The sequence below is a fragment of the Streptomyces sp. HUAS MG56 genome (assembly GCF_058673395.1).
Map to the genome: position 1 here is coordinate 4,568,629 of NZ_CM178722.1, position 19,298 is coordinate 4,587,926.

Annotated in this window: 20 protein-coding genes; 8 read left to right on the forward strand and 12 right to left on the reverse strand. The window is 70.1% G+C overall.

The features are described from left to right. Positions 1-19: 19 nt before the first annotated feature. From AC4OXY_RS21680 to AC4OXY_RS21690, 3 genes are all read right to left on the reverse strand, one after another. Positions 20-799 carry an anti-sigma factor family protein gene (locus AC4OXY_RS21680; protein WP_356031632.1) on the reverse strand — a complete coding sequence of 260 codons (780 nt, stop codon included), beginning with the start codon at positions 797-799 and terminating at the stop codon, positions 20-22. 50 nt (positions 800-849) lie between these two features. Beyond that, entirely contained in the window at positions 850-1,437 is a 588-nt protein-coding gene (locus tag AC4OXY_RS21685) for a sigma-70 family RNA polymerase sigma factor (protein WP_079173430.1), read from the reverse strand. Positions 1,438-1,694: 257 nt separating this feature from the next. Beyond that, positions 1,695-2,288: a CGNR zinc finger domain-containing protein gene (locus AC4OXY_RS21690; protein WP_356031634.1), complete on the reverse strand. Its 594-nt coding sequence runs from the start codon at positions 2,286-2,288 to the stop codon at positions 1,695-1,697. Positions 2,289-2,547: 259 nt separating this feature from the next. Here AC4OXY_RS21690 and AC4OXY_RS21695 point away from each other — a divergent pair, with 259 nt between their 5' ends. The 3 genes from AC4OXY_RS21695 (at position 2,548) to AC4OXY_RS21705 (ending at position 4,880) form a co-directional block, all read left to right on the forward strand. Further along, complete coding sequence (locus AC4OXY_RS21695; protein WP_491994460.1) at positions 2,548-3,909, forward strand: S1 family peptidase; 1,362 nt, start codon at positions 2,548-2,550, stop codon at positions 3,907-3,909. 71 nt (positions 3,910-3,980) lie between these two features. Further along, entirely contained in the window at positions 3,981-4,145 is a 165-nt protein-coding gene (locus AC4OXY_RS21700) for a hypothetical protein (protein ID WP_356031638.1), read from the forward strand. 240 nt (positions 4,146-4,385) lie between these two features. Continuing rightward, entirely contained in the window at positions 4,386-4,880 is a 495-nt protein-coding gene (locus AC4OXY_RS21705; protein WP_491994461.1) for a hypothetical protein, read from the forward strand. Between the two features lie 169 nt (positions 4,881-5,049). Here AC4OXY_RS21705 and AC4OXY_RS21710 read toward each other — a convergent pair whose 3' ends face one another. The 4 genes from AC4OXY_RS21710 to AC4OXY_RS21725 all read right to left on the reverse strand — a co-directional run bounded on the left by AC4OXY_RS21710 (position 5,050) and on the right by AC4OXY_RS21725 (position 8,811). Beyond that, positions 5,050-6,168: a hypothetical protein gene (locus AC4OXY_RS21710; protein WP_491994462.1), complete on the reverse strand. Its 1,119-nt coding sequence runs from the start codon at positions 6,166-6,168 to the stop codon at positions 5,050-5,052. A gap of 109 nt (positions 6,169-6,277) precedes the next feature. Beyond that, a complete protein-coding gene (locus AC4OXY_RS21715; protein ID WP_491994463.1) occupies positions 6,278-7,255 on the reverse strand; it encodes a hypothetical protein in 978 nt (325 codons plus the stop codon). A 511-nt stretch (positions 7,256-7,766) separates the two neighbouring features. Then, entirely contained in the window at positions 7,767-7,949 is a 183-nt protein-coding gene (locus tag AC4OXY_RS21720; RefSeq protein WP_356031646.1) for a DUF397 domain-containing protein, read from the reverse strand. A 10-nt stretch (positions 7,950-7,959) separates the two neighbouring features. Then, complete coding sequence (locus AC4OXY_RS21725; RefSeq protein WP_376286141.1) at positions 7,960-8,811, reverse strand: helix-turn-helix domain-containing protein; 852 nt, start codon at positions 8,809-8,811, stop codon at positions 7,960-7,962. A 562-nt stretch (positions 8,812-9,373) separates the two neighbouring features. Here AC4OXY_RS21725 and AC4OXY_RS21730 point away from each other — a divergent pair. Then, entirely contained in the window at positions 9,374-9,730 is a 357-nt protein-coding gene (locus tag AC4OXY_RS21730; RefSeq protein ID WP_356031652.1) for a hypothetical protein, read from the forward strand. After that, complete coding sequence (locus tag AC4OXY_RS21735; RefSeq protein WP_356031654.1) at positions 9,727-9,978, forward strand: hypothetical protein; 252 nt, start codon at positions 9,727-9,729, stop codon at positions 9,976-9,978. The genes AC4OXY_RS21730 and AC4OXY_RS21735 overlap by 4 nt, the downstream gene beginning before the upstream one ends. Positions 9,979-9,994: 16 nt before the next feature. Here AC4OXY_RS21735 and AC4OXY_RS21740 read toward each other — a convergent pair whose 3' ends face one another. The 4 genes from AC4OXY_RS21740 to AC4OXY_RS21755 form a co-directional block, all read right to left on the reverse strand. Beyond that, positions 9,995-11,149, reverse strand: a complete 1,155-nt coding sequence (locus AC4OXY_RS21740; RefSeq protein WP_491994464.1) for a uroporphyrinogen-III synthase — start codon at positions 11,147-11,149, stop codon at positions 9,995-9,997. A 99-nt stretch (positions 11,150-11,248) separates the two neighbouring features. Further along, positions 11,249-12,619, reverse strand: coding sequence for a nitrate/nitrite transporter (locus AC4OXY_RS21745; protein WP_491994465.1), 1,371 nt, complete (start codon positions 12,617-12,619; stop codon positions 11,249-11,251). A gap of 139 nt (positions 12,620-12,758) precedes the next feature. After that, entirely contained in the window at positions 12,759-13,448 is a 690-nt protein-coding gene (locus AC4OXY_RS21750; RefSeq protein WP_356031660.1) for a response regulator, read from the reverse strand. After that, positions 13,445-15,100, reverse strand: a complete 1,656-nt coding sequence (locus AC4OXY_RS21755; protein WP_362821296.1) for an ATP-binding protein — start codon at positions 15,098-15,100, stop codon at positions 13,445-13,447. The genes AC4OXY_RS21750 and AC4OXY_RS21755 overlap by 4 nt, the downstream gene beginning before the upstream one ends. 236 nt (positions 15,101-15,336) lie before the next feature. On the opposite strand from AC4OXY_RS21755, the gene AC4OXY_RS21760 reads away from it, so the two are divergent. From AC4OXY_RS21760 to AC4OXY_RS21770, 3 genes are all read left to right on the forward strand, one after another. Next, positions 15,337-16,176 carry an ABC transporter ATP-binding protein gene (locus tag AC4OXY_RS21760; RefSeq protein WP_356031663.1) on the forward strand — a complete coding sequence of 280 codons (840 nt, stop codon included), beginning with the start codon at positions 15,337-15,339 and terminating at the stop codon, positions 16,174-16,176. Beyond that, positions 16,173-17,051 carry an ABC transporter permease gene (locus AC4OXY_RS21765; RefSeq protein ID WP_362821297.1) on the forward strand — a complete coding sequence of 293 codons (879 nt, stop codon included), beginning with the start codon at positions 16,173-16,175 and terminating at the stop codon, positions 17,049-17,051. Before AC4OXY_RS21760 ends, AC4OXY_RS21765 begins: the two co-directional genes overlap by 4 nt. A 104-nt stretch (positions 17,052-17,155) precedes the next feature. Beyond that, positions 17,156-18,235 carry an ABC transporter substrate-binding protein gene (locus AC4OXY_RS21770; protein WP_491994466.1) on the forward strand — a complete coding sequence of 360 codons (1,080 nt, stop codon included), beginning with the start codon at positions 17,156-17,158 and terminating at the stop codon, positions 18,233-18,235. Positions 18,236-18,286: 51 nt separating this feature from the next. On the opposite strand, the gene AC4OXY_RS21775 is transcribed toward AC4OXY_RS21770, so the two are convergent. Next, positions 18,287-19,255, reverse strand: coding sequence for a LysR family transcriptional regulator (locus tag AC4OXY_RS21775; RefSeq protein WP_491994467.1), 969 nt, complete (start codon positions 19,253-19,255; stop codon positions 18,287-18,289). Positions 19,256-19,298 lie beyond the last annotated feature (43 nt).

Genomic DNA, 19,298 nt, shown 5'->3' on the forward strand with positions numbered 1-19,298 from the left:
GTAGCGGCCGCGGCGGGCGTCATACGCCCACCTGCACGAGCTTCTTGCCGTCGAAGGTCACGACCTCGAAGTGGTCGATCTCGTTCGGCTTGAAGGCCGTGGCGCCGCCGATGTACAGGGGCTTCTTGGACTCCTCGGTCTTCGCGTCCGGGATGCCGTAGCCCCAGTCCGGGACGGACCACGACGACATGGTCACGCGCTGGCCGTTCTTCGCGACGGCCACCAGGGAGCACTTGAGCGGGCCCTTGACGTTCTTCAGTTCCAGGACCGCCTGGGTGCCCCAGTCCTTCTGCTCCGTGCCGATGGTCGCGCTGGCGCCGGACGACGCGTCGGTCGCCGACTGCTTGTCGGCCATGGCGGAGAAGGTCGTCTGCGCGGACGAGGCCGTCACCTGCCCGCCGCCGGAGCCGCCGCTGTTCGCGGCGACGGCGGCCAGCGGCCCGGCGATGATCAGCGCGGCGGCGGCAGCGATCATGTAGAAGGAGCGGCGCCGCTTCTGGGCACGCTTCTCCGCGACCTCGTCGACCAGTCTCTCCACCAGCCGCGGAGTGGGCCTGGCGGACAGCGAGTCACCGATCGACGGCGTGCTGCCGGAGCCCGGCAGATCCGCGAGCGCGGCGAGCATCGGCTCCATCCCGGCCAGCTCGTCGAGCTGCTGGGCGCACCACTCGCAGCCCGCGAGATGGGCCTCGAAAGCGGTTGCCTCGGCGTCGTCGAGAATCCCGAGGGCATAGGCGCCGACCGTCTCGTGCTCACTGGGCACCGAAGATCCTGAACCGGGACTCATGGGCCCAGACATACCCGGACCACCAGGGCCAAATCCCTGAACTCCCCCGTAACCGTTGCTCATCACGCCGTCACCCCCCGCTCCTCCAGTGCCAGCTTCATCGACCGCAGGGCGTAGAACACCCGGGAGCGGACCGTGCCACTGGGTATGCCAAGCGTCTCGGCCGCCTCATTGACCGTACGCCCCTTGAAGTACGTCTCGACGAGGACCTCCCGGTGGGCCGGGGTCAGGTCGTCGAGCGCGTCCGACAGCGTCATCAGCCACAGCGCCTTGTCGATCTCGTCCTCCGCGGGGATGACCTCCAGCGGCGACGGATCGACCTCCTGCGGCCGGGCCTGCCGGCTGCGGTGGCCGTCGATGACGATGCGGCGTGCGACCGTCACCAGCCAGGGGCGTACCGAACCGGTCGCCCGATTGAGCTGACCGGCGTTCTTCCAGGCACGGATGAGTGTTTCCTGTACGACGTCCTCAGCGCGCTGCCGGTCACCGGCGACCAGCCGCAGGACATACGCGAGCAGAGGTCCGGCGTGCTCTCGATACAGCGCACGCATCAGCTCCTCATCCGGTTCCGAGGGCTGTGATGAGGACATGCGATGTCGGGCCCTCGATCCACGTTCATTGGCCACGGCCGCATCCTTGCGCACGCCCACCTCCGGTGTCCGGGGGTTCCCCCAGTCGGTCGCTCGCCCACCCGTACGGAAGCGAGGGGTGACGTGTTCAAACGGAAGCCACAGATTTCTTGGGGGTGGTGCGACGAGCGGGACATGCACGCACATTCCCACCGCATGATCTTTACATTTCCGACACATCGCCGGGGGTGGTCGCGGGACGGCCGAGCTGCCCGGCCGGGACCTCCGGGAAACCCGGTGTTACGCAAATCACGTGGGAAAAGGGGGCGTCACCCCGCTCAGGCACGGGCGAGGGCGGCCCGCCGCCGGTGCCGGGCCACCCGCTCCCGGTTCCCGCAGACCTCGCTGGAGCACCAGCGCCGGCGGCGCCCCCGGGACGTGTCGAGGTACACGAGCGAGCAGTTGTCGCCCTCGCACTCCCGGACGGCCGCCCGGGCGACGGGATCGGTGAGCAGCTCGACGGCGTCCCGGGCGACGAGCGCGAGCAGCTCCGCGCAGGAGGGCGGGGCCGCCAACTCCCGTACGAGGTCCCCGCTGTGCGTGCGTACGGCGCGGGGCGCGGGGGTCGCGGCCCGGGCGAGGTCGTTGACCTGCCGCAGCGCGCGTTCGTACGGGACGGTGTCGAAGGGGTGCGGAGCGCGCACCAACGGCCCGATGCACGACCGCAGTTCCCTGAACCCCTGCACCCAGTGCCCCTCGGCATGCGCCAGCGGCGTACCGCCCGGCACCAGTCCGACACCCCCGATCCAGGCGCGCAACGCCCCGACGCCGTCCAGCCGTTCGACCGGATGCGAGGTGGCGAGGAGATCGAGACAGATGCGTCCGGCGTCGAAGCGCAGCTCGTACGGGGGCGTGGCCGTACCCAGTGCCATGTGCCTGTCACCGCCTAGGCAGGAACCGTGGGGACTCTCCGTGAGGGCTCCTCTTCACAGTGCCCGCCCGGACGCCGGGCCGGAACCCCTCGTACCGGCTGGACGCGCACGTATGCGCGAACACACCCGCGGGGACGCGCACCCCGGCTTCCCTCCGGACCTGTCCGCAATTCACCGGGGCGGCGAGTCAACCACCGTTCCCCCACAGCTCTCTTTCACGGCGAACACATCCGTGCGTCACCGATGAAACGAGGTCCCCGTGAAGCAATCCGGCAGAAGCCGCGGACGGGCGGCCATAGCCCTCCCCCTCGCGGCGCTGGCCCTGTCCCTCTCCTTCGTCTCTGCCCCCTCCGCCGTCGCGTCGCCGCGACCGGCGCTCACGACGTCGGCGATCGAGAAGCGGCAGGAGACGCTCGACAAGATCGCCGGACAGATCACCGAGGGGCTGTCCGAGTCGGACCGCGCCAGGATCCCCGGTTTCACCGACATCGAGGTCGACCCCCTCCACGACAGCCTGCGCCTGCACTGGAAGGGCAGCCCGCCCGAGCGGGTACGGCTCATCCTCGCCCACCTGCCCGCGGGCGTACACGCCTCCGTCCTCCCGGCCCGCTACTCCAAGGCCGACCTGCACGCGGCCCGCGACAGGCTCCTGCGCGGCGGACGCCCCGCCGATCTGCACCTCCCCGGCGCCGCGGCGCCCCTTCGCATCACGAGCGTCGGCCCCGCGGTCGACGGAAGCGGACTGCAGATCGGCTACGACGAGGACCGGGGCGCGGGCAGGAGCGACCGGCTGGACCCGCTGGCGTCGGCTGCCCGCCAGGACCGGTCGAGCGAGGTCGCGGCGGTCACCGGCCGCCTGACCGGGGTCCGCACCACCGTGGCCTACCAGCCGTTGAGCGTGGACCTCTCCTCGCGCCAGGAGGACGACAGCCCGTGGCAGGGAGGCGCGGCCGTACGCAATCCGGGCGGGGGCATCTGCTCCAGCTCGTTCGCCGTCAGGACGTCCGGCGGGCAGTACGAGCTGAGCACGGCCTACCACTGCGACGGTCGCGGCGGTGTGTGGCACACCTACCAGGGCGGCAAGGTCATCGGCACCACCGACGCCGCCCAGCGACTCGCCTCGGACGACGCCCTGGGCATCACGTTGCCCTCCGGCCGGTCGGCCGGGCGCCTGTACGACGGCCCGGCGAGCGAGACCGACGGGTACTCCAAGCCGGTCAGCGGCTGGGGCCACAACAACGTGGGCGACTACGTCTGCACCGACGGCGCCAACTCCGGTGTGCACTGCGGTGTGCAGATCGCCGAGACGGACATCGGGGTCACGGGAGCGAACGGCGTCTACCGGCCGGACACCGACCTCGCCTATTCCACGTCACGCACGAAGGACCACATCGCGGCGGCGAACGGCGACAGCGGCGGTCCGGTCTTCGCCGGCGCGAACAACTACACCTCCGACGAGGCACGCGGCATGATCACGGCCCTCGACCGCACCGTGACCTGCCCGTCCTCGGAGTACGTCCTCGACAGCGGCGTGCGCACGCCGTGGTGTGTCCAGGGCGTGTACTTCGTACCGATCTCCCAGACCTTGCACGACATGCACTGGACCCTGGTCACCCAGTGACCGCCGGCTGAGCGACCGGTGGGCCGTCGAGCCGGATCGGCGGCCCACCGCACGCGCGGAGGAACGTGACCGTGACCGAGAGACGCCGACGGCGCCTGTGCGCGGCCGCGGCACTGGTCTGCCTGATCGCGGTCGTGGCCGGCTGGGCACTCCGGCACCGCTCGCACACCTACGACGCGGCCGTACCCGGCGATGTGCCGCGGCACGCCGGGCTGCCCGAGAACGGCGGTCCGTGACCTGGTACGCCGCCGGATACACCATCGAAGTCGACGCAGGCGACCAGCTCCTGGCCGAAGAGCAGTTCCTCGAAGTCGCCGATCACGTCAGTCCGTGACAGACGATCGGACCGCCACACGCGACCATCACGGATTCATCACCTCTTCCGCACATCAGTCACATGTCTCGCGCCACGGGACTAACTTCGTCGCTCCCAAAACTTCCTGGGGGGACGAATGACCAGCCCATACAGCCCATACATGCCGCCGCCACCCACCCCGCCGGTCCGCCCGGCTCCGAAGTGGGCTCGGAAGCGCTACGTACTGCCCGTGATCGGCTTCGCCTTCCTCCTGGGAATCGGCGCGGGCGCCGGCGGCCGGCCCAGCGACGGCAACAGCGTGAAGACAGCGGCCAGTCAGCCCCGGCCGACCGCGACCGTCACCGTCACCGCCACGGCGACAGCCACCGCGAAGCCCGCGCCTGGACCGACCGTGACGAAGACGGTCAAGGCGACGGTGACGGTCACCGCCCAGGCACCGACCGACAACAGCTCCGGTTCCGGTGACGGCAGCTCAGGCGATACTGGCAGCCAGAGCGCATCAGGCACCTGCTCCATCGTCTCCAACGCGGGGAACTGCTACTCCGCCGGCGAGTTCTGCCGCAACAGCGACCACGGAGCGACGACGACGGACGCCTCCGGCACGAGCATCACGTGCGCCCCCAGTGGGAGCAGATGGCGCTGGACATACTCCTGACCGGTGGGGCTGCGAGTCGCCGTCCTTGCTTGACGCTGGACGAGGTCACGCCAGGGATTGCGGCGCACAGCTTCACGATGGCCGGATCGTCGGTGAACTCCTCGTCATCCGGCGCGAGTTCGCCGTCACGGTGGGGCCGGTCAGGTGGTGCTCGACACGGCCGCCGTGATCATTCGTCGTGCCCGTGATCGAGGTTCAGGCAGAGCGCCCAGACGTCGGAGTAGGTGTTCGGTGAGGGGGATCCCCCGACGTGGATGTCCGCCGTCCAAGATGCGGCCGTGCTGGTCCGGTCACTGACCGGCGTGCCATCGGAGTCGCTGGGGAAGCTTCCGATGAGGTGGGTTCCGCCCGACCCTGCCTTGGTGAAGTCGGTCGTCGTCACGTTGCCTCCGCTGGCGGCAGCGCCCCCGCTGACCAACACGTGGTCCTCCCTCCCGTTGTCGCGTTCCCCGGCCTGGTCGGTGCAGCCGACGGTTGCCGTCTGGCTCGTGCCTGCTGTGGTCGGGCCGCTCAGCTCGCGGAAGTGGACGGTGGTGGTGACGCCTCGGACGTTGACGCCGTCTCCACTGCAGATCGCATAGGCGTATGTCGTGTTGTCACTGTCGCGTCCGCCGCCGATTCCTCCGACGGCGGTCCAGGAGTCGGGGTTGGTTTCCCCCTCAGCAGCGGCCTTCTGGCCGAAGTCGTGTGCGGCGTCGTCGAAGGTGGGGAAGCCGGCGATGGGCTTGAGGCTGCCGACGCCGGCGGGGGTGGTCCGGGCGCCGCCACCGAGCAGGAGAGTGCCGGCCGGGCAGGTGGCCACGACGGTTTTCGCCGTCTGTCCTTCGGAGGGTCCGGCGATCTTGTTCATGACCACCTGGGTGTGCCTGATCCGGTTGCTGGAAAGGCACACCGCGAAGGGGGTGGTGGAGAACTCGGGGCTGGAGTTGCTCCCGCTTCCGCCGAATGCGAGCCAGTGCTTTACGTCGGTGCCGACGACCCCGGTCGAGCCGGTGTATTCGGTGACGCCGTCGGGGCTGGGCGCGATACCCATCACGTGGTTGCCGTTCCCTGCCCTGTCGCTGCCGGTGTTCTGGTCGATCCCGCCGCCGGAGACGAGACCTTGGCCGCAGTCCGCGTGGGACGAGACACCGGTGAAGGGCGTTGCGGGGCCCATGGTGGGTCCGGGGGTCGTCACGGTGGTGCTTGCGGTGTCGGCGTATGCGATCTCCGGCACCGCCACGGCGAGCAGGGCGCCCGGAATCAGTATCTTCGCCAGGACGGACTTCCGGGAAAGCCTCTTCTGCATCGGATTCTGCCTTTCTGGTGTCAACGCGGTGAACGTGGCGACGGGCCGGGCGATCTGCGGGCGGGCTGCCAGGGTGCGTACCCGCCCGCAGGTCAACGGTGCCGGTGGCTCAGACGCCGTCGTTGGCGCACAGCGCCCAGACGTCGGAGTGGTTGGTCGTCGACGTCATCCCGCCGGTGTGAGCGAACGCCGTCCAGGACTCCGCCGTCGTGGTCCCGTCACTGACGGGGTTGCCACTGGAGTCGCTCGGGAAGCTGCCGTTGAGGTGGTCGCCGGCCGAGCCCGGTCCGGTGAAGTCGGTGGTGCTCACGTTGCCCCCGCTGATGGCGGCGCCCCCGCTCACCAGGTTTCCGTCCCCGACGCCGCAGCCGACGGTGGTGTTCTGGCCTGTGCTCCCGGTGTTCGGGCCGTTCGCCTCGCTGTAGCGGACGTTCACGGTGACACCACTGACGTTGATGCCGCTGCCGCTGCAGACCGCGTAGGCGTAGGTCTCGTTGCCGGCGTTGGCGCTGTTGTCCCACCCGACGGCACTCCAGGAGTCGGGGTTGGTCTCTCCGTTCGCTGCGGCCTTCTTCCCGAAGTCGTGCGCGGAGTCGTTGAAGGTGGGGAAGCTGGCGATCGCCTTGAAGTTTCCGGTATTGCCAGGTGCGACCAGGGCGCCGCCACCGAGCAGGGCCGTGTTGGCCGGGCAGGTCGCCGTCACCAGACCCGTCGTCGTCGCGGTGGTGGGCGCGTTGACTTTGTTCATGACGACCTGGGTGTGACTGATCAGGTTGCTGGTGAGGCACACCGCGTCAGGGGTGGTGGAGAAGGAGGAGTTGACCTGCCCTCCGCTGCCGCCCTTCGCTGTCCAGAACGTCACGTCGGTACCGACAACCCCGGTCGAGCCGGTGTATTCGGTGGCACCGTCCGAGCTGGGCTCGGTGCCCAGCACGTGGTTGCCGTTCACCCCCGTACCGGTGCCGATGGCCTGGTCGATCCCGCCGCCGGAGATGAGACCGTTGGTGCAGTGGGCACTGGTGGAGATCGAAGAGTCGATGGTTGTGGGTCCGAGGGTGGCGCCGGGGGTTCGCACGGTGACGCTCACGGTGTTGGCGTACGCGGCCCCTGGCGCCGCCAGGACCAATAGGGCCCCTATGACCAGTGCTTTTCCTGCGGCGAAGCGTCGTAGAGACGTCTGTGCCATCGAATTCTCCCTTTGTGGGTCGGCCGGGGGTGGAAACGGTGCACACGCCAGTCGCCACAGGAAATGCCTCGGCTGCCGCGGCACGGGCTGCCACAGGGCCGGGCGTCGCCGGGCTGTCGGGGATCACCACAACACCCGCTGCAGGACGTGGCCATGTGCGCAGATCTACGCCAGCTCCTCCGTGTTCGGGGGCTTGATGGCGGAGCCGATTGAAGCAGCGACCCGAGGGCACGCACTACTGGTCTCCAGCACGAAAAGACGACAGCTCTCGGCTGGGTCATTGGATAAGGGAACAGGGTGATCGTGGGGGTACCCACCGAGTGCACGCCCGCGCAGAGCCTTCAGCTACTGCTGTGACCGCACAGGTTGGCCGGGTTGGCGGTCAGGAAGGGCAGAGGCCCTTTCGGGGTGATCAGCTGTCCGCTTTCGCCGCGTACTGGACGAAGTCCGTCCAGGTGGTGGGGGTGACGGCGAGGTGGGGGGTGATGGGGGTCTTGGAGTCGCGGATGTGGACGGTGGTGGGGGTGGGGGCTATTTCGACGCAGTTGGAGGCGTCGCCGCTGTAGGTGGACTTCTGCCAGGTGAGTTCGGGCATGGCGGGTTCCTCAGAGTTCCTGGGCGATGCGGTGGATGAGGTCTCGGGAGGTTTCGGGACTGAGAGCGCTGGCCGCCATACGATCGACCACCGCGCGGTACTTGCCCAACTGCGCCTCCCCGTCCAGGAATTCGCAGCCGTGGTGGGAGTCCAGCTGAACCGTGTCGAGTTGGGGCACCGCTCCCGCGACGTAGTCGATCCCCTGGCCGGTGCCGTGGAAGCTCGCCTCGCCGAAGGGGATCACGCGGAGCGTGACGTGTGGGAGTTCGCTCATGGTCGAGAGGTGCGCGAGCTGAGCCCGGGCTACGTCCCGGCCGCCGAACCCCATCCTGAGGGCTGCCTCATGAACGGTCGCCGTGTAGGGGGTGGGCTCGGCTCGGTGAAGGATGGCCTGTCGCTTCATGCGGTGAGTGAGGCGGTGCTCGATCTCGTACTGGTGGAGCGGCGGGAAGACCGTACGGAAGAGTGCGCGAGCGTGGTCCGTGGTCTGTAGCAGGGCGGGGATGTGGATGACCAAGGCCACCCTCAACTCGTGGGCGTAGTGCTCCAGTTCCGCCAGGTCGATCAGTCCGACGGGCAGATGATCCCGGTACTCGTCCCACCAGCCACGCTTGCGCCCGCCGGTCATCGCGGCGAGGGCTTCGACCAGCTCCGTGTCCGCGCAGCTGTACGTGCGGGCGAAGGTGCGTACGCGGTCGGCACTCACGGCGTAACGGCCCGACTCGATGTTGCTGACCTGTGCCTGCTTGAGACCGAGCAGCCCCGCAGCGGCGGTGGACGTGAGCCCGGAGTGCTCCCTGAGCTTGCGCAGCTCGGCACCGAGGCGCTGCTGGCGCAAGGTCGGGATGGTACTGGGCGGCACTGAACCCTCTCTCGTCATTGCGTCACCCACAGGAAGGAATTATCAAGCCTTCCTCTCGTTCGATGTTAATTATGACATCGCGACGCCCTATGGCGAGTTCCACCTCGTCCAACTCCCCTCGCCCACAAGCCGGAAGCGCACCTCTCCAGGCAGAGCCACCGCCGGGCGGAGTCGTTGAGCGAGCCCGTCGAGCTGTTGGCCTCCGAGCTGGTCAGCAACGCGTACCGCATACCAACGGGCCCGCTTCTCTACGGCTCACTGCCCTCGTCGGCGGGCGGATTCGGGTTGCGGTCTGGGACAGTCATCCGCGGATCCCCGCCCCCTTCGGAGAGCCGCCGAAAGACCGGTTGCCGCCCCTCCCGGCGGACGCCGAATGCGGGCGCGGGCTGCGGCTCGTGCCGGAGTACGCCGACTGTTGGGGCGGCCTCCATCTCGGTGACGGACCACTGGAACGCGGCGCCGGGAAGCTGCTGTGGTTCGAGGTGGGACACCAGCCGATCCCCGTGGCGCCCAGTACCGTGGGGCGCAGGAAGCTGAGCGCGTGAGCACAGGGAGCCGCCTCATGACGACACAACCGGACCACGGCCATGAGCTGATTCCACGCCCCGAGCGCACTCCGGCGGCTGTCCGCATCGCGCTGGCGCGCATCGCCCCGCACCGACTGGGTGAAATGGAGCAGCACAAGGAGCAGGCTCTCGGGGCCGCTCTCCAGGACGGAAAGATCGGCCATCTCCAGTACTGGCTGACCTACTGGCAGGCGCAGGTGGAGATCGAACGGCGGCCTGACCTGCGCTCCCGCTACCAGGCCGCCCTTGTCTCCGTACACAACACGGAGAGCAAGGACGACCCCGCGTTTCGCGCGGCCATGGCCGAACTCCGCGCGGTCGAGACGGAGGCCCGGCAGGCGGTGTCTCCATGACGTGGCGGTGGGAGTACGACCCGAACGAGGAGTACGTCATCGGCGGCGCTCCGCCCGCCTTCGTCGCCGAGGTCGAGAAGCAGGCCGACGAGCTGGTACGGGCCGCGGCCGCGTTCTACCTCGACGGCGCCTCGTACCAGGAAGCGGGTCCGAAGGGCAACGTCGCCCATGTCCCCGGCGGATTCTTCCTGTACTTGATCGTCCCGCGGCACGAGTGCCTGTACATCCACCAGGCGACGTACGTGTGAGTGGCGCCACTTCGCCTCACGCGTCCGCGTACTTCGCGTCCGCCGCCGGGTCCAGGGCCAGCCGGTAGCCGCGCTTGACCACCGTCTGGATCAGTTTCGGGGCGCCGAGGGCTGTGCGGAGGCGGGCCATCGCCGTCTCCACGGCGTGCTCGTCGCGGCCCGCGCCGGGGAGGGTGCGCAGGAGGTCCGAGCGGGAGACCACCCAGCCCGGGCGGCGGGCGAGGGCGCGGAGCAGGGACATGCCGGCCGGCGGGACGGGTTTCAGGTCGCCGTCGAGCAGAACCGCGTGGCCCCGGATCTCCACCCGGTGACCGGCGACCGGCAACGAACGGGCCCGCGCCGGGAGTTCCTGGCACAGCAGTTGCACCAGCGGGCCCAGGCGGAAGCGCTCCGGCTGGACCGTGTCCACGCCGTGCGCCTGGAGGGGGAGGGCCGTCACCGGGCCCACGCAGGCCGGGAGGACGTCGTGGGAGAGGGCGGAGAGCAGCTCCGAGCGAAGGCCCCTGTCCTCGGCGCGCGACAGCAGCGACGCCGCCGCCGGGGCGCTCGTGAAGGTCAGCGCGTCCAGCGAGCGCGCGATCGTCGCGTCCAGCAGACGGTCCAGCGGGGTCGTGTCCTCCGGGGGCATCCAGCGGTACACCGGGACCGGGAGGACGTCCGCTCCCCCGGCCCGGAGCGATTCGACGAAGCCGGGGAGCGGTTCGCCGTGGAGTTGTACGGCGATACGGCGGCCGTCCACGCCCTCCTCCAGGAGGCGGTCCAGGACCTCCGCCATGGATTCCGAGGACGGGGACCACTCCTCCGTCAGGCCGGCCGCGCGGATCGCGCCCTTGACCTTCGGGCCGCGGGCCAGCAGTTCCGCCTCCCGGAGACGGGCGAGGAGAGGGTCGCCCAGGCCCCAGCCCTCGGCCGCCTCCACCCAGCCCCGGAAGCCGATGGCGGTCGTGGCCACGACGGTGTCCGGGGCCTGGTCGATGATCTCCTTCGTCGCGGCGAGGAGTTCCCCGTCGTCGGCGAGCGGCACGATCCGCAGGGCGGGCGCGTGCAGGACCGCGGCGCCGCGCCGCTGGAGCAGCGCGCTCAGCTCCTCGGCCCGGCGCGCGGCGGTGACGCCCACGGTGAATCCCGCGAGCGGACCGTGCTCGGGATGCTGCTGGTCTTCGTGGTACATGGCTCTCCTCGCCGACCGGCACGCCCCTGCCGGTACGCCCTACGAGCCTGTCAACGGCGCGTGACAGGCTCGGTTCGGCCTCATTGCACTGGTGTTACGTCACACTTCCGCGTAGCTGAGCTGCGGCTTTGTCTCCACAGTCTCCTCCGTCACCGCCTGCCCCGCGGGGCGGCGAAGGTATACGGTCCACGTCAGCGCGAAGCACACACCGTAGAAGGCGAGGAAGGCGACGAACGCGCCCGTGCCGGAGCCGTAGGAGAGGAACGACTGCCGGAAAGCCATGTTGATGCCGACGCCGCCGAGCGCGCCCACCGCGCCGATCAGGCCCATGGAGGCACCGGACAGACGGCGGCCGTACGCCACCGCCTCCTCGCCCGTCAGCCCCTTGGCCAGCGCCTTCGCCTGGAAGATGCCCGGGATCATCTTGTACGTCGAGCCGTTGCCGAGACCGCTCAGCACGAACAGGACGACGAAGACCGAGACGAACAGGGGGAGGGACTTCTGCATGCTCGCCACCACCAGGACGGCGGTCGCGACCGCCATGCCCACGTAGTTCCAGAGCGTGATGCGGGCGCCGCCGTAGCGGTCGGCGAGCCGGCCGCCCACCGGGCGGATCAGGGAGCCGAGCAGCGGGCCGATGAAGGTGAGGTACGCCGCCTGGAGCGGGGGGCGGCCGAACTGGTTCGTCAGCACCTGGCCGAAGGCGAAGCTGTAGCCGATGAACGAGCCGAACGTGCCGACGTAGAGGAAGGACATGATCCAGGTGTGGGCGTCCCGGGCCGCGTCCTTGGCCGCGCCGGTGTCGTTCTTCACCGTCGCCAGGTTGTCCATGAAGACCGCCGCCAGGACGGCCGCCACGACGATCAGCGGGATGTAGATGCCCAGCAGCAGCCGCGGGCCGCCGTTCGCGCCGATGATCGCCAGGGCGACGAGCTGGATGACCGGCACGCCGATGTTGCCGCCGCCCGCGTTCAGGCCCAGGGCCCAGCCCTTCTTCCGCAGCGGGAAGAAGGCGTTGATGTTGGTCATGGAGGACGCGAAGTTGCCGCCGCCGATGCCCGCCAGCAGGCCGACCAGCAGGAACGTCGTGAAGGACGTGCCCGGCTCCATGACCGCGTACGCCGCCGCCGTCGGCACCAGCAGCAGGCCCGCCGAGATGATCGTCCAGTTGCGGCCGCCGAAGACGGCGACGGCGAAGGTGTACGGGACCCGGACGACGGCACCGACCAGCGTGACCATCGAGGTCAGCAGGAACTTGTCGGCCGGAGTCAGGCCGTACTTCGGCCCCATGAACAGAACCAACACGGACCACAGGGTCCAGACCGAGAAGCCGATGTGTTCCGAGAGCACCGAGAACCACAGGTTCCGGCGGGCGATCCGGTCCCCGGTCGCCCTCCAGAATCCCTCGTCCTCCGGATCCCACTGCTCGATCCAACGGCCACTGCGACGGGGTACGGCTGGGGCTGTCATCGCTCCTCCACGGGCTCCGGCTGCACGACACTGAGCCCGAAGGTAGGGAGCGGGAGTTTCCGCGCTGTGGCTGTGGGTGACCGGAAGGGAACGTTGCTCTCACTCGCCGGGGGACGGCCGCGTGAGGGCCCACGACGCCCTACGACGCGATCCGGTACCTGTGCTCCGGCCGGCCCGTCGCGCCGTAGCGGAGGACGAGGCGGACCATGCCCTCCTTGACGAGGTAGGAGAGGTAGCGCTGGGCCGTGGCCCGGGAGACGCCGGTCAGTTCGGCGGCCTCGGCGGCCGACAGATCGCGGTGGGCGGTGCGCAGCGTCTGCTGGACGAGGGCGAGCGTCGGCGCCGAGTGGCCCTTGGCCGGGACCCGGGGAACGGCGGGCGGCCGGACCGCGCTGAACAGGGCGTCCACATCGGCCTGTTCGGTCTCCGTGGTCTCCCCGAGCGTGTCGACGCGGTGCTGGAGCTCGCGGTACGAGGTGAGCCGCTCGGCCAGGTCTGCGGCGCCGAACGGCTTGACCAGGTAGCCGACGGCGCCGAGCTTCATGGCCGTGCGGACGGAGGCGATGTCGCGGTCCGCGGTGATCACGAAGGCGTCGGGGCGGGCGCCCCCCGCGTCCCCGGTGAGGCGGCGCAGCACGTCCAGTCCGCTGCCGTCGGGCAGGAAGATGTCCAGCAGCAGGAGGTCGGGGCGCAGTTCCTGGGCCGCCGCCAGCGCCTCGGCGACCGTGGCCGCCTCGCCCACCACCTCGAAGCCCCGCACCCGGGACACGTAGTCGCAGTGGATGCGGCTGACCCGGAAGTCGTCGTCCACGACCAGCGTGCGGATCATCGGCGGTCACCTCCCACGGGCAGCGCCTCGGCGAATCTGTTCTTCGGCGGCACGGCGGGGTCCGGCAGTCGTACGGTGAAGACCGCGCCCGGGCCCTCGCTGACGGTGATCGTGCCGCCGTGCCGCGACACCAGGCGATGGACCAGGGCGAGGCCCAGGCCGCGCCGGGCGGTGCCCCGGTCGGGGCGGGTCGACCAGCCGTCCTCGAAGATCGACTCGTGGGCGCCGGGCGGGATGCCGGGGCCGGTGTCCGCCACCCGCACCGTCGTGCCCCGCCCGCCCTCGGTGAGGGTGAGGCGGACCGTGCGTCCGTCCGCCGGGGGCGGTCCGTCGCCCGCCGCGTCGATCGCGTTGTCCAGCAGGTTGCCGACGATCGTCAGCAGCAGGCGCAGCTGCGGCGGGTCCGCGCCGAGCGCCGAGTCGTCGGCGAGCTCGACCCACACGCCGCGTTCGGCGGCCACCGTGGTCTTGGCCACGACCAGGCCGACCATCAGCGGGTTGCCGATCCGCCCCCGCACGAACTCGGTGAGCGCCTGCCCGGCGCCGGCCGACTCGACGGCCAGGTCGTACGCGTCGTCGTACGCCCCGATGTCCAGCAGCCCGGCGAGCGTGTGCATCCGGTTGGTGAACTCGTGCTGCTGGGCGCGCAGGGCGTCCGTCAGACCGCGTACGGAGTCCAACTCCCTGAGGAGTCCGACCAGTTCGGTGCGGTCGCGGACGGTCACCACCGCGCCCAGTGCGCGGCCGTGCAGGGTCACCGGCATCCGGTTGACGACCAGACAGTGCTCGTCGGTCAGGACGCTGATGTCGGTGCCGGTCAGGGTGCCGTCCAGGGCGCGGCGCAGCCGGCCGTCGGGCAGCACCTCGTCCAGGGTGCTGCCGAGCGCGGTGCCGAGACCGAGCAGACGGCGGGCCTCGTCGTTGACCACGCTGATCCTGCCGTCCGGGGCGAAGGCGAGCACGCCCTCACGGATGCCGTGCAGCATCGCCTCGCGGTCCTGCAGCAGCCCGGCGATCTCCTCCAGCTCCAGCCCGAACGTCGTCCGCTTCAGCCGCCTGGCCAGCAGAAACGCGGCCGCGGCCCCGAGCGCGGTGGCGATCGCGGCGTACACGGCGAAGGTGGGCAGCTCGTGCCACAGCTCGCCGATGACGTCGTTCTCCGGGATTCCCACCGACACCTCGCCGACCAGCTCGCCCGTCGGCCCGTACAGCGGGACCCTGCCGTTGGCGGACCGCCCGGTCGCGCCCTGGTCGGTGCCGACGTGCGGCTGGCCGTCCCGCGCCACGAGCGGCTCGGCCACCGGGGAGCCGACCAGTTGCGCCATGGGGTGCGAGTGGCGGATGCCGTGCAGGTCGATGACCACGACGTACGACGCCCCCGACGACTGCCGGATGCGTTCGGCGACGGCCTGGACGACGGCGCCGCCGCCGTCCTGCATGGCCCGCCGGATCTGCGGGTCGGCGGCCGTCGTCTTGGCGATGGCCACGGCCCGCTCCTCGTAGGTGCGGTCGAGGGCGGAGCGCTGCGCGAAGGCGAACAGGGCGAAGCCGATGACGCCCGTGAGCGCCAGGATGGCGAGCTGGCTGACGAGGATCCGCGCGGACAGTCTCCCCCTCCCGCCGCGCCCGATCCGTATGCGGATGGGTGTCACAGGTGCCTCATCGCCCCTGTTCCGGTTGGTGCCGGGCCGGCCCTGCGCCGGACCCGTGGTGGCGTGATTGTGCCTGATGGCCGGAATTCTGCCCAGCCCCGTTTCACTGAGCAGAACGAGCAGAACTCCTGGTTACGCGGCTATCGCGGGATACCTGTGAAACAGCGACGTAACACCGGGTGGCCTCTAGCGTCTGCCTTCACCTCGAACCCCGAGGGGAAAGGAGACCGCTCCCCATGGCTTCCAGCAGTGCCGGTGCGGCGGTGCGCGAGGACGCGCACATCGAGATATCCGGGCTCACCAAGCGATTCCTGACGCCTGCCGGTGAGGTGTTCACGGCGCTGCAGGGCGTGTCGTTCACCGTGGAGCCCGGCCAGTTCTGCGCGGTGGTCGGCCCCACCGGCTGCGGCAAGTCGACCACCCTGGGCATGGTGTCCGGCCTCGACCGGCCCAGCGAGGGCTCGGTCAAGGTCGGCGGCCGCGAGGTGGACGGCATCACCGACGGCGTCAGCTTCATGTTCCAGGCGGACGCGCTGCTGCCCTGGAAGACCGTCCTCGGCAACGTGCTGATGGGCCCGGTCTTCCGGGGCGTGCCCAAGCAGCAGGCGCAGACCGCCGCCCGGGACTGGCTGCGCCGGGTCGGACTGTCCGGGTTCGAGGACCGTTACCCCCACCAGCTCTCCGGCGGTATGCGCAAGCGCGTGGCCATGGCCGCGGCGCTGATCAACGAACCCAAGATCCTGATCATGGACGAGCCGTTCGGTGCCCTGGACGTGCAGACCAAGGCGATCATGTCGACCGAGCTGCTGGGCCTGTGGGAGCAGATCCGGCCGTCCGTCATCTTCATCACCCACGACCTCGACGAGGCCGTGGCGCTCGCCGACCGGGTCGTCGTGATGACCTCCAGCCCCGGTTCGGTCAAGGCGGTCTTCGACATCGACCTGCCGCGCCCGCGCGGCTCCGTGCAGGAGATCCGCTTCCAGCCCCGCTTCATCGAACTCCAGCAACAGATCTGGGAAACGCTGCGCGAAGAGGTCGAGCGCGCCTACGCACGCACCGCAGGAGGCAAGGCATGAGTACGACGTCCACCGCTTCCGCGGCGCAGGTCGCGGGCGGCAAGCAGTCCTCCGCGGCGGCAGCCGCCAAGCAGGCCGCCCGGCGGCGGGTCGCGTCGGTCTGGGCGGGCCGCATCGGCATCGCGGTCTTCGTCATCGGCGGCTGGCAGGCCTTCACCACCTGGGGCATCGTCGACCCGTTCTTCTTCGGACAGCCCTCCGGCATCTGGAAGCGACTGGTCGACCTCTTCCAGCACGGCACCGAGTTCGGCTCCTTCTACGCGAACATCTGGACCACCATCCAGGAAGCGCTCGTCGGCTTCGCCGTCGGATCCGTCGCCGGAGTCGTCGTCGGCGTGGCCCTCGGCCAGAGCCGCTATCTGTCCGATGTCCTCGGGCCCTACATCAAGATGGTCAACGCCATCCCGCGCATCGTCCTCGGCTCGATCTTCATCGTCGCCTTCGGCATCGGCGTCACCCCCAAGATCCTGCTCGCCGCCGTGCTGGTGTTCTTCATCGTCTTCTTCAACGCCTTCCAGGGCGTCCGCGAGGTCGACCGCAACATCCTGGCCAACGCCCGGGTCCTCGGCGCCTCCCAGATGCAGATCATCCGGCACGTCATCGTGCCCTCCGCGCTCACCTGGATCATCGCCAGCCTGCACAGCGCCTTCGGCTTCGCCATCGTCGGCGCGCTGGTCGGCGAGGTGCTCGGCGCGCAGAGCGGCCTCGGTCTCGTCATCAAGACCGCGCAGAACAACTTCGACCCGAACGGCGTGTTCGCCACGATGCTCGTCATCGCGGTCATCGTGCTGGGCGCGGAGTGGCTGATCGGCAAGCTCGAACACCGGCTGCTGTCCTGGCGCCCGCCGGCCCCCACCGAGGCGAACTCCCTCTGACCGCCCCTGACTTCCTCCTCCCCCTCCCCCTTTCTTCTCCTTCCCTCCCCTTCCTTCCCTTCCTTCCCGCGTCCCCCTCGCATGTCCGAAAGGTACGAGCCGCCATGCTGAAGAGAGTCCTCACCGCTTCCGTCGTCACCGCCCTCACCCTCGGCGCGGCCACCGCGTGTTCCGGCAGCTCCGGTGGCTCGTCCGGCTCCGGCGGCACTCCGACCGTCAAGATCATGGTCGGCGGCATCGACAAGCAGATCTACCTGCCCTACCAGCTCGCCGAGCAGCTCGGCTTCTACAAGAAGTACGGCGTCAACGTCGTGCTGAGCACCGAGCAGGACGGCGGCACCGGCGCCGAGGACGCCATGGCCTCCGGCCAGGTGGACATGGCCGGCGCCTGGTACAACCACACGATCGACTTCCAGGCGAAGGGCAAGGCCGTCGAGGACGTCATCCAGCTGTCCGGAGCGCCGGGCGAGCGGGAGATGTGCACCCCGAAGAGCGGCGTCCACTCCGCCGCCGACTTCAAGGGCAAGACGCTCGGCGTCACCGACCTGGGTTCGGGCACCGACACCCTCACCAAGTTCCTGGCCGCCAAGAAGGGCCTCAAGACCAGCGACTTCAGCCGGATCGGCGTCGGCGCGGGCTCCACCGCCGTCGCCGCGCTCCAGAACGGCAAGACCGCCTGTGTCATGACGACGCAGCCGACGGTCGCCGCGATGGAGAAGAAGGGCGTCGGCACCTCCGCGATCGACCTGGCCACCACCCAGGGCGCCACCGCCGCGCTGGGCAGCGCCTGGCCGGCCGCCAGCGTCATCGCCCGTACCGACTGGGTGAACTCGCACAAGGACGCGACGCAGAAGGTCGTCGACGCCCTCGTGGCCACCATGCACTGGATCAACACGCACAGCGCGGCCGACATCGCCGACAAGCTGCCGCAGTCGTTCGTGCAGAACCAGCTGGTGACCAAGGCCGACTACATCACGGCCCTGAACCAGGACAAGGGGCAGTTCCTCCCGGACGGTCTCATGCCGGCGGGCGGCCCGAAGACGGTCCTGGCCACCGAGGTGATGGTCGGCAACGCCACCTCCTCGATCGACCTGAGCAAGACGTTCACCAACGACTTCGTGATCCAGGCCAACAAGCTGGAGGGCCTGAAGACCACCACGACCCCGGCGGGCGCGAACGGCTGATCCGCGATCCGCTGACGGGGCCACCCGGTCGAAGACGACCCGGTGGCCCCGTCAGCCGGTCGTCGTCATCTCGTCCGTCGCCGGGAGCCAGCTCCCCTCCGGCCGCCGCAGCCACCCCTGCGCCGCCGCGATCTGCGCCGCCGCCGTGCGCAGCGCGTCCAGCCCGGGATGGACCAGGCCCCTGCGCCACACCAGCGAGACCGGCGACAGCGGGACGGGGTCGACGAGCGGGCGGCGGACCGTGCGGGGCAGGGCCGGGAAGTCCACCACGGCCAGCACCGGATACCGGGTCTTGCCCATGATCCGCTCGAACTCCTCGTCCCCGACGGCCAGCGGCAGCGGCGGGGCGAGCCGGATGCCGTACTCCTCGAACAGCCGGGACGCCAGGCCGGTCCACTCGGGGGTGCGCGGATTGCCGGCACCGGCGTACACCGTCTCCCCGGCCAGCCCGGCCACCGGTATCCCGGGCAGCGCGGCCAGGGGGTGTTCCTCGGGCAGGACGACGGCCATCGGCTCGTAGCGCACCGGCTGCCGCTCCAGCCCCGACCGCAGCGCCGGGTCCAGCCCGGCGAACCGGCCGAAGGAGACGTCCAGGCGGCCCGAGAGGATCTGTTCGGCGGCTCCGGTCAGGCCGCTCTCGTAGCGGGCCATCAGCTCGCAGTCGGGGGCGAGTTCACGGGCCCGGTGCAGAACCCGGCGACCGGTGACGAGGCCCGGCGAGTTGAGGTCCACCAGCAGCGGGCGGGCCTGCCCCGAGGACGTGCAGGCCGCCAGCAGTTCGTCCTGCGCCTCAAGAACCCGGCGCGCGTACGGCAGCAGGCGCTCGCCGTCGGCCGTCAGCGTCACCTGCCGTGTGCTCCGCAGGAACAGCTCGGCGCCCAACTCCCGCTCCAGCCGCCGCACATCACGGCTGAGCGCCTGCTGGGCGACGTACAGCCGGGCGGCGGCCCGGGTGAAGTGCAGCTCCTCGGCGACGACGACGAAGGCGCGCAGCAGTCTCGGGTCCAGGTGGGCGGGCATGACCGCGAACTTACAACACAAGTGCGTGAATGGGCGCCGAGCA

Coding starts and splice junctions, on each gene's coding strand:
- AC4OXY_RS21765 (WP_362821297.1), top strand. CDS start 16,173: ATGAGTACGACGTCCACCGCTTCCGCGGCGCAGGTCGCGGGCGGCAAG.
- AC4OXY_RS21690 (WP_356031634.1), bottom strand. CDS start 2,288: ATGGCACTGGGTACGGCCACGCCCCCGTACGAGCTGCGCTTCGACGCC.
- AC4OXY_RS21775 (WP_491994467.1), bottom strand. CDS start 19,255: ATGCCCGCCCACCTGGACCCGAGACTGCTGCGCGCCTTCGTCGTCGTC.
- AC4OXY_RS21735 (WP_356031654.1), top strand. CDS start 9,727: ATGACGTGGCGGTGGGAGTACGACCCGAACGAGGAGTACGTCATCGGC.
- AC4OXY_RS21680 (WP_356031632.1), bottom strand. CDS start 799: ATGTCTGGGCCCATGAGTCCCGGTTCAGGATCTTCGGTGCCCAGTGAG.
- AC4OXY_RS21730 (WP_356031652.1), top strand. CDS start 9,374: ATGACGACACAACCGGACCACGGCCATGAGCTGATTCCACGCCCCGAG.
- AC4OXY_RS21710 (WP_491994462.1), bottom strand. CDS start 6,168: ATGCAGAAGAGGCTTTCCCGGAAGTCCGTCCTGGCGAAGATACTGATT.
- AC4OXY_RS21750 (WP_356031660.1), bottom strand. CDS start 13,448: ATGATCCGCACGCTGGTCGTGGACGACGACTTCCGGGTCAGCCGCATC.
- AC4OXY_RS21745 (WP_491994465.1), bottom strand. CDS start 12,619: ATGACAGCCCCAGCCGTACCCCGTCGCAGTGGCCGTTGGATCGAGCAG.
- AC4OXY_RS21740 (WP_491994464.1), bottom strand. CDS start 11,149: ATGTACCACGAAGACCAGCAGCATCCCGAGCACGGTCCGCTCGCGGGA.
- AC4OXY_RS21770 (WP_491994466.1), top strand. CDS start 17,156: ATGCTGAAGAGAGTCCTCACCGCTTCCGTCGTCACCGCCCTCACCCTC.
- AC4OXY_RS21760 (WP_356031663.1), top strand. CDS start 15,337: ATGGCTTCCAGCAGTGCCGGTGCGGCGGTGCGCGAGGACGCGCACATC.
- AC4OXY_RS21720 (WP_356031646.1), bottom strand. CDS start 7,949: ATGCCCGAACTCACCTGGCAGAAGTCCACCTACAGCGGCGACGCCTCC.
- AC4OXY_RS21705 (WP_491994461.1), top strand. CDS start 4,386: ATGCCGCCGCCACCCACCCCGCCGGTCCGCCCGGCTCCGAAGTGGGCT.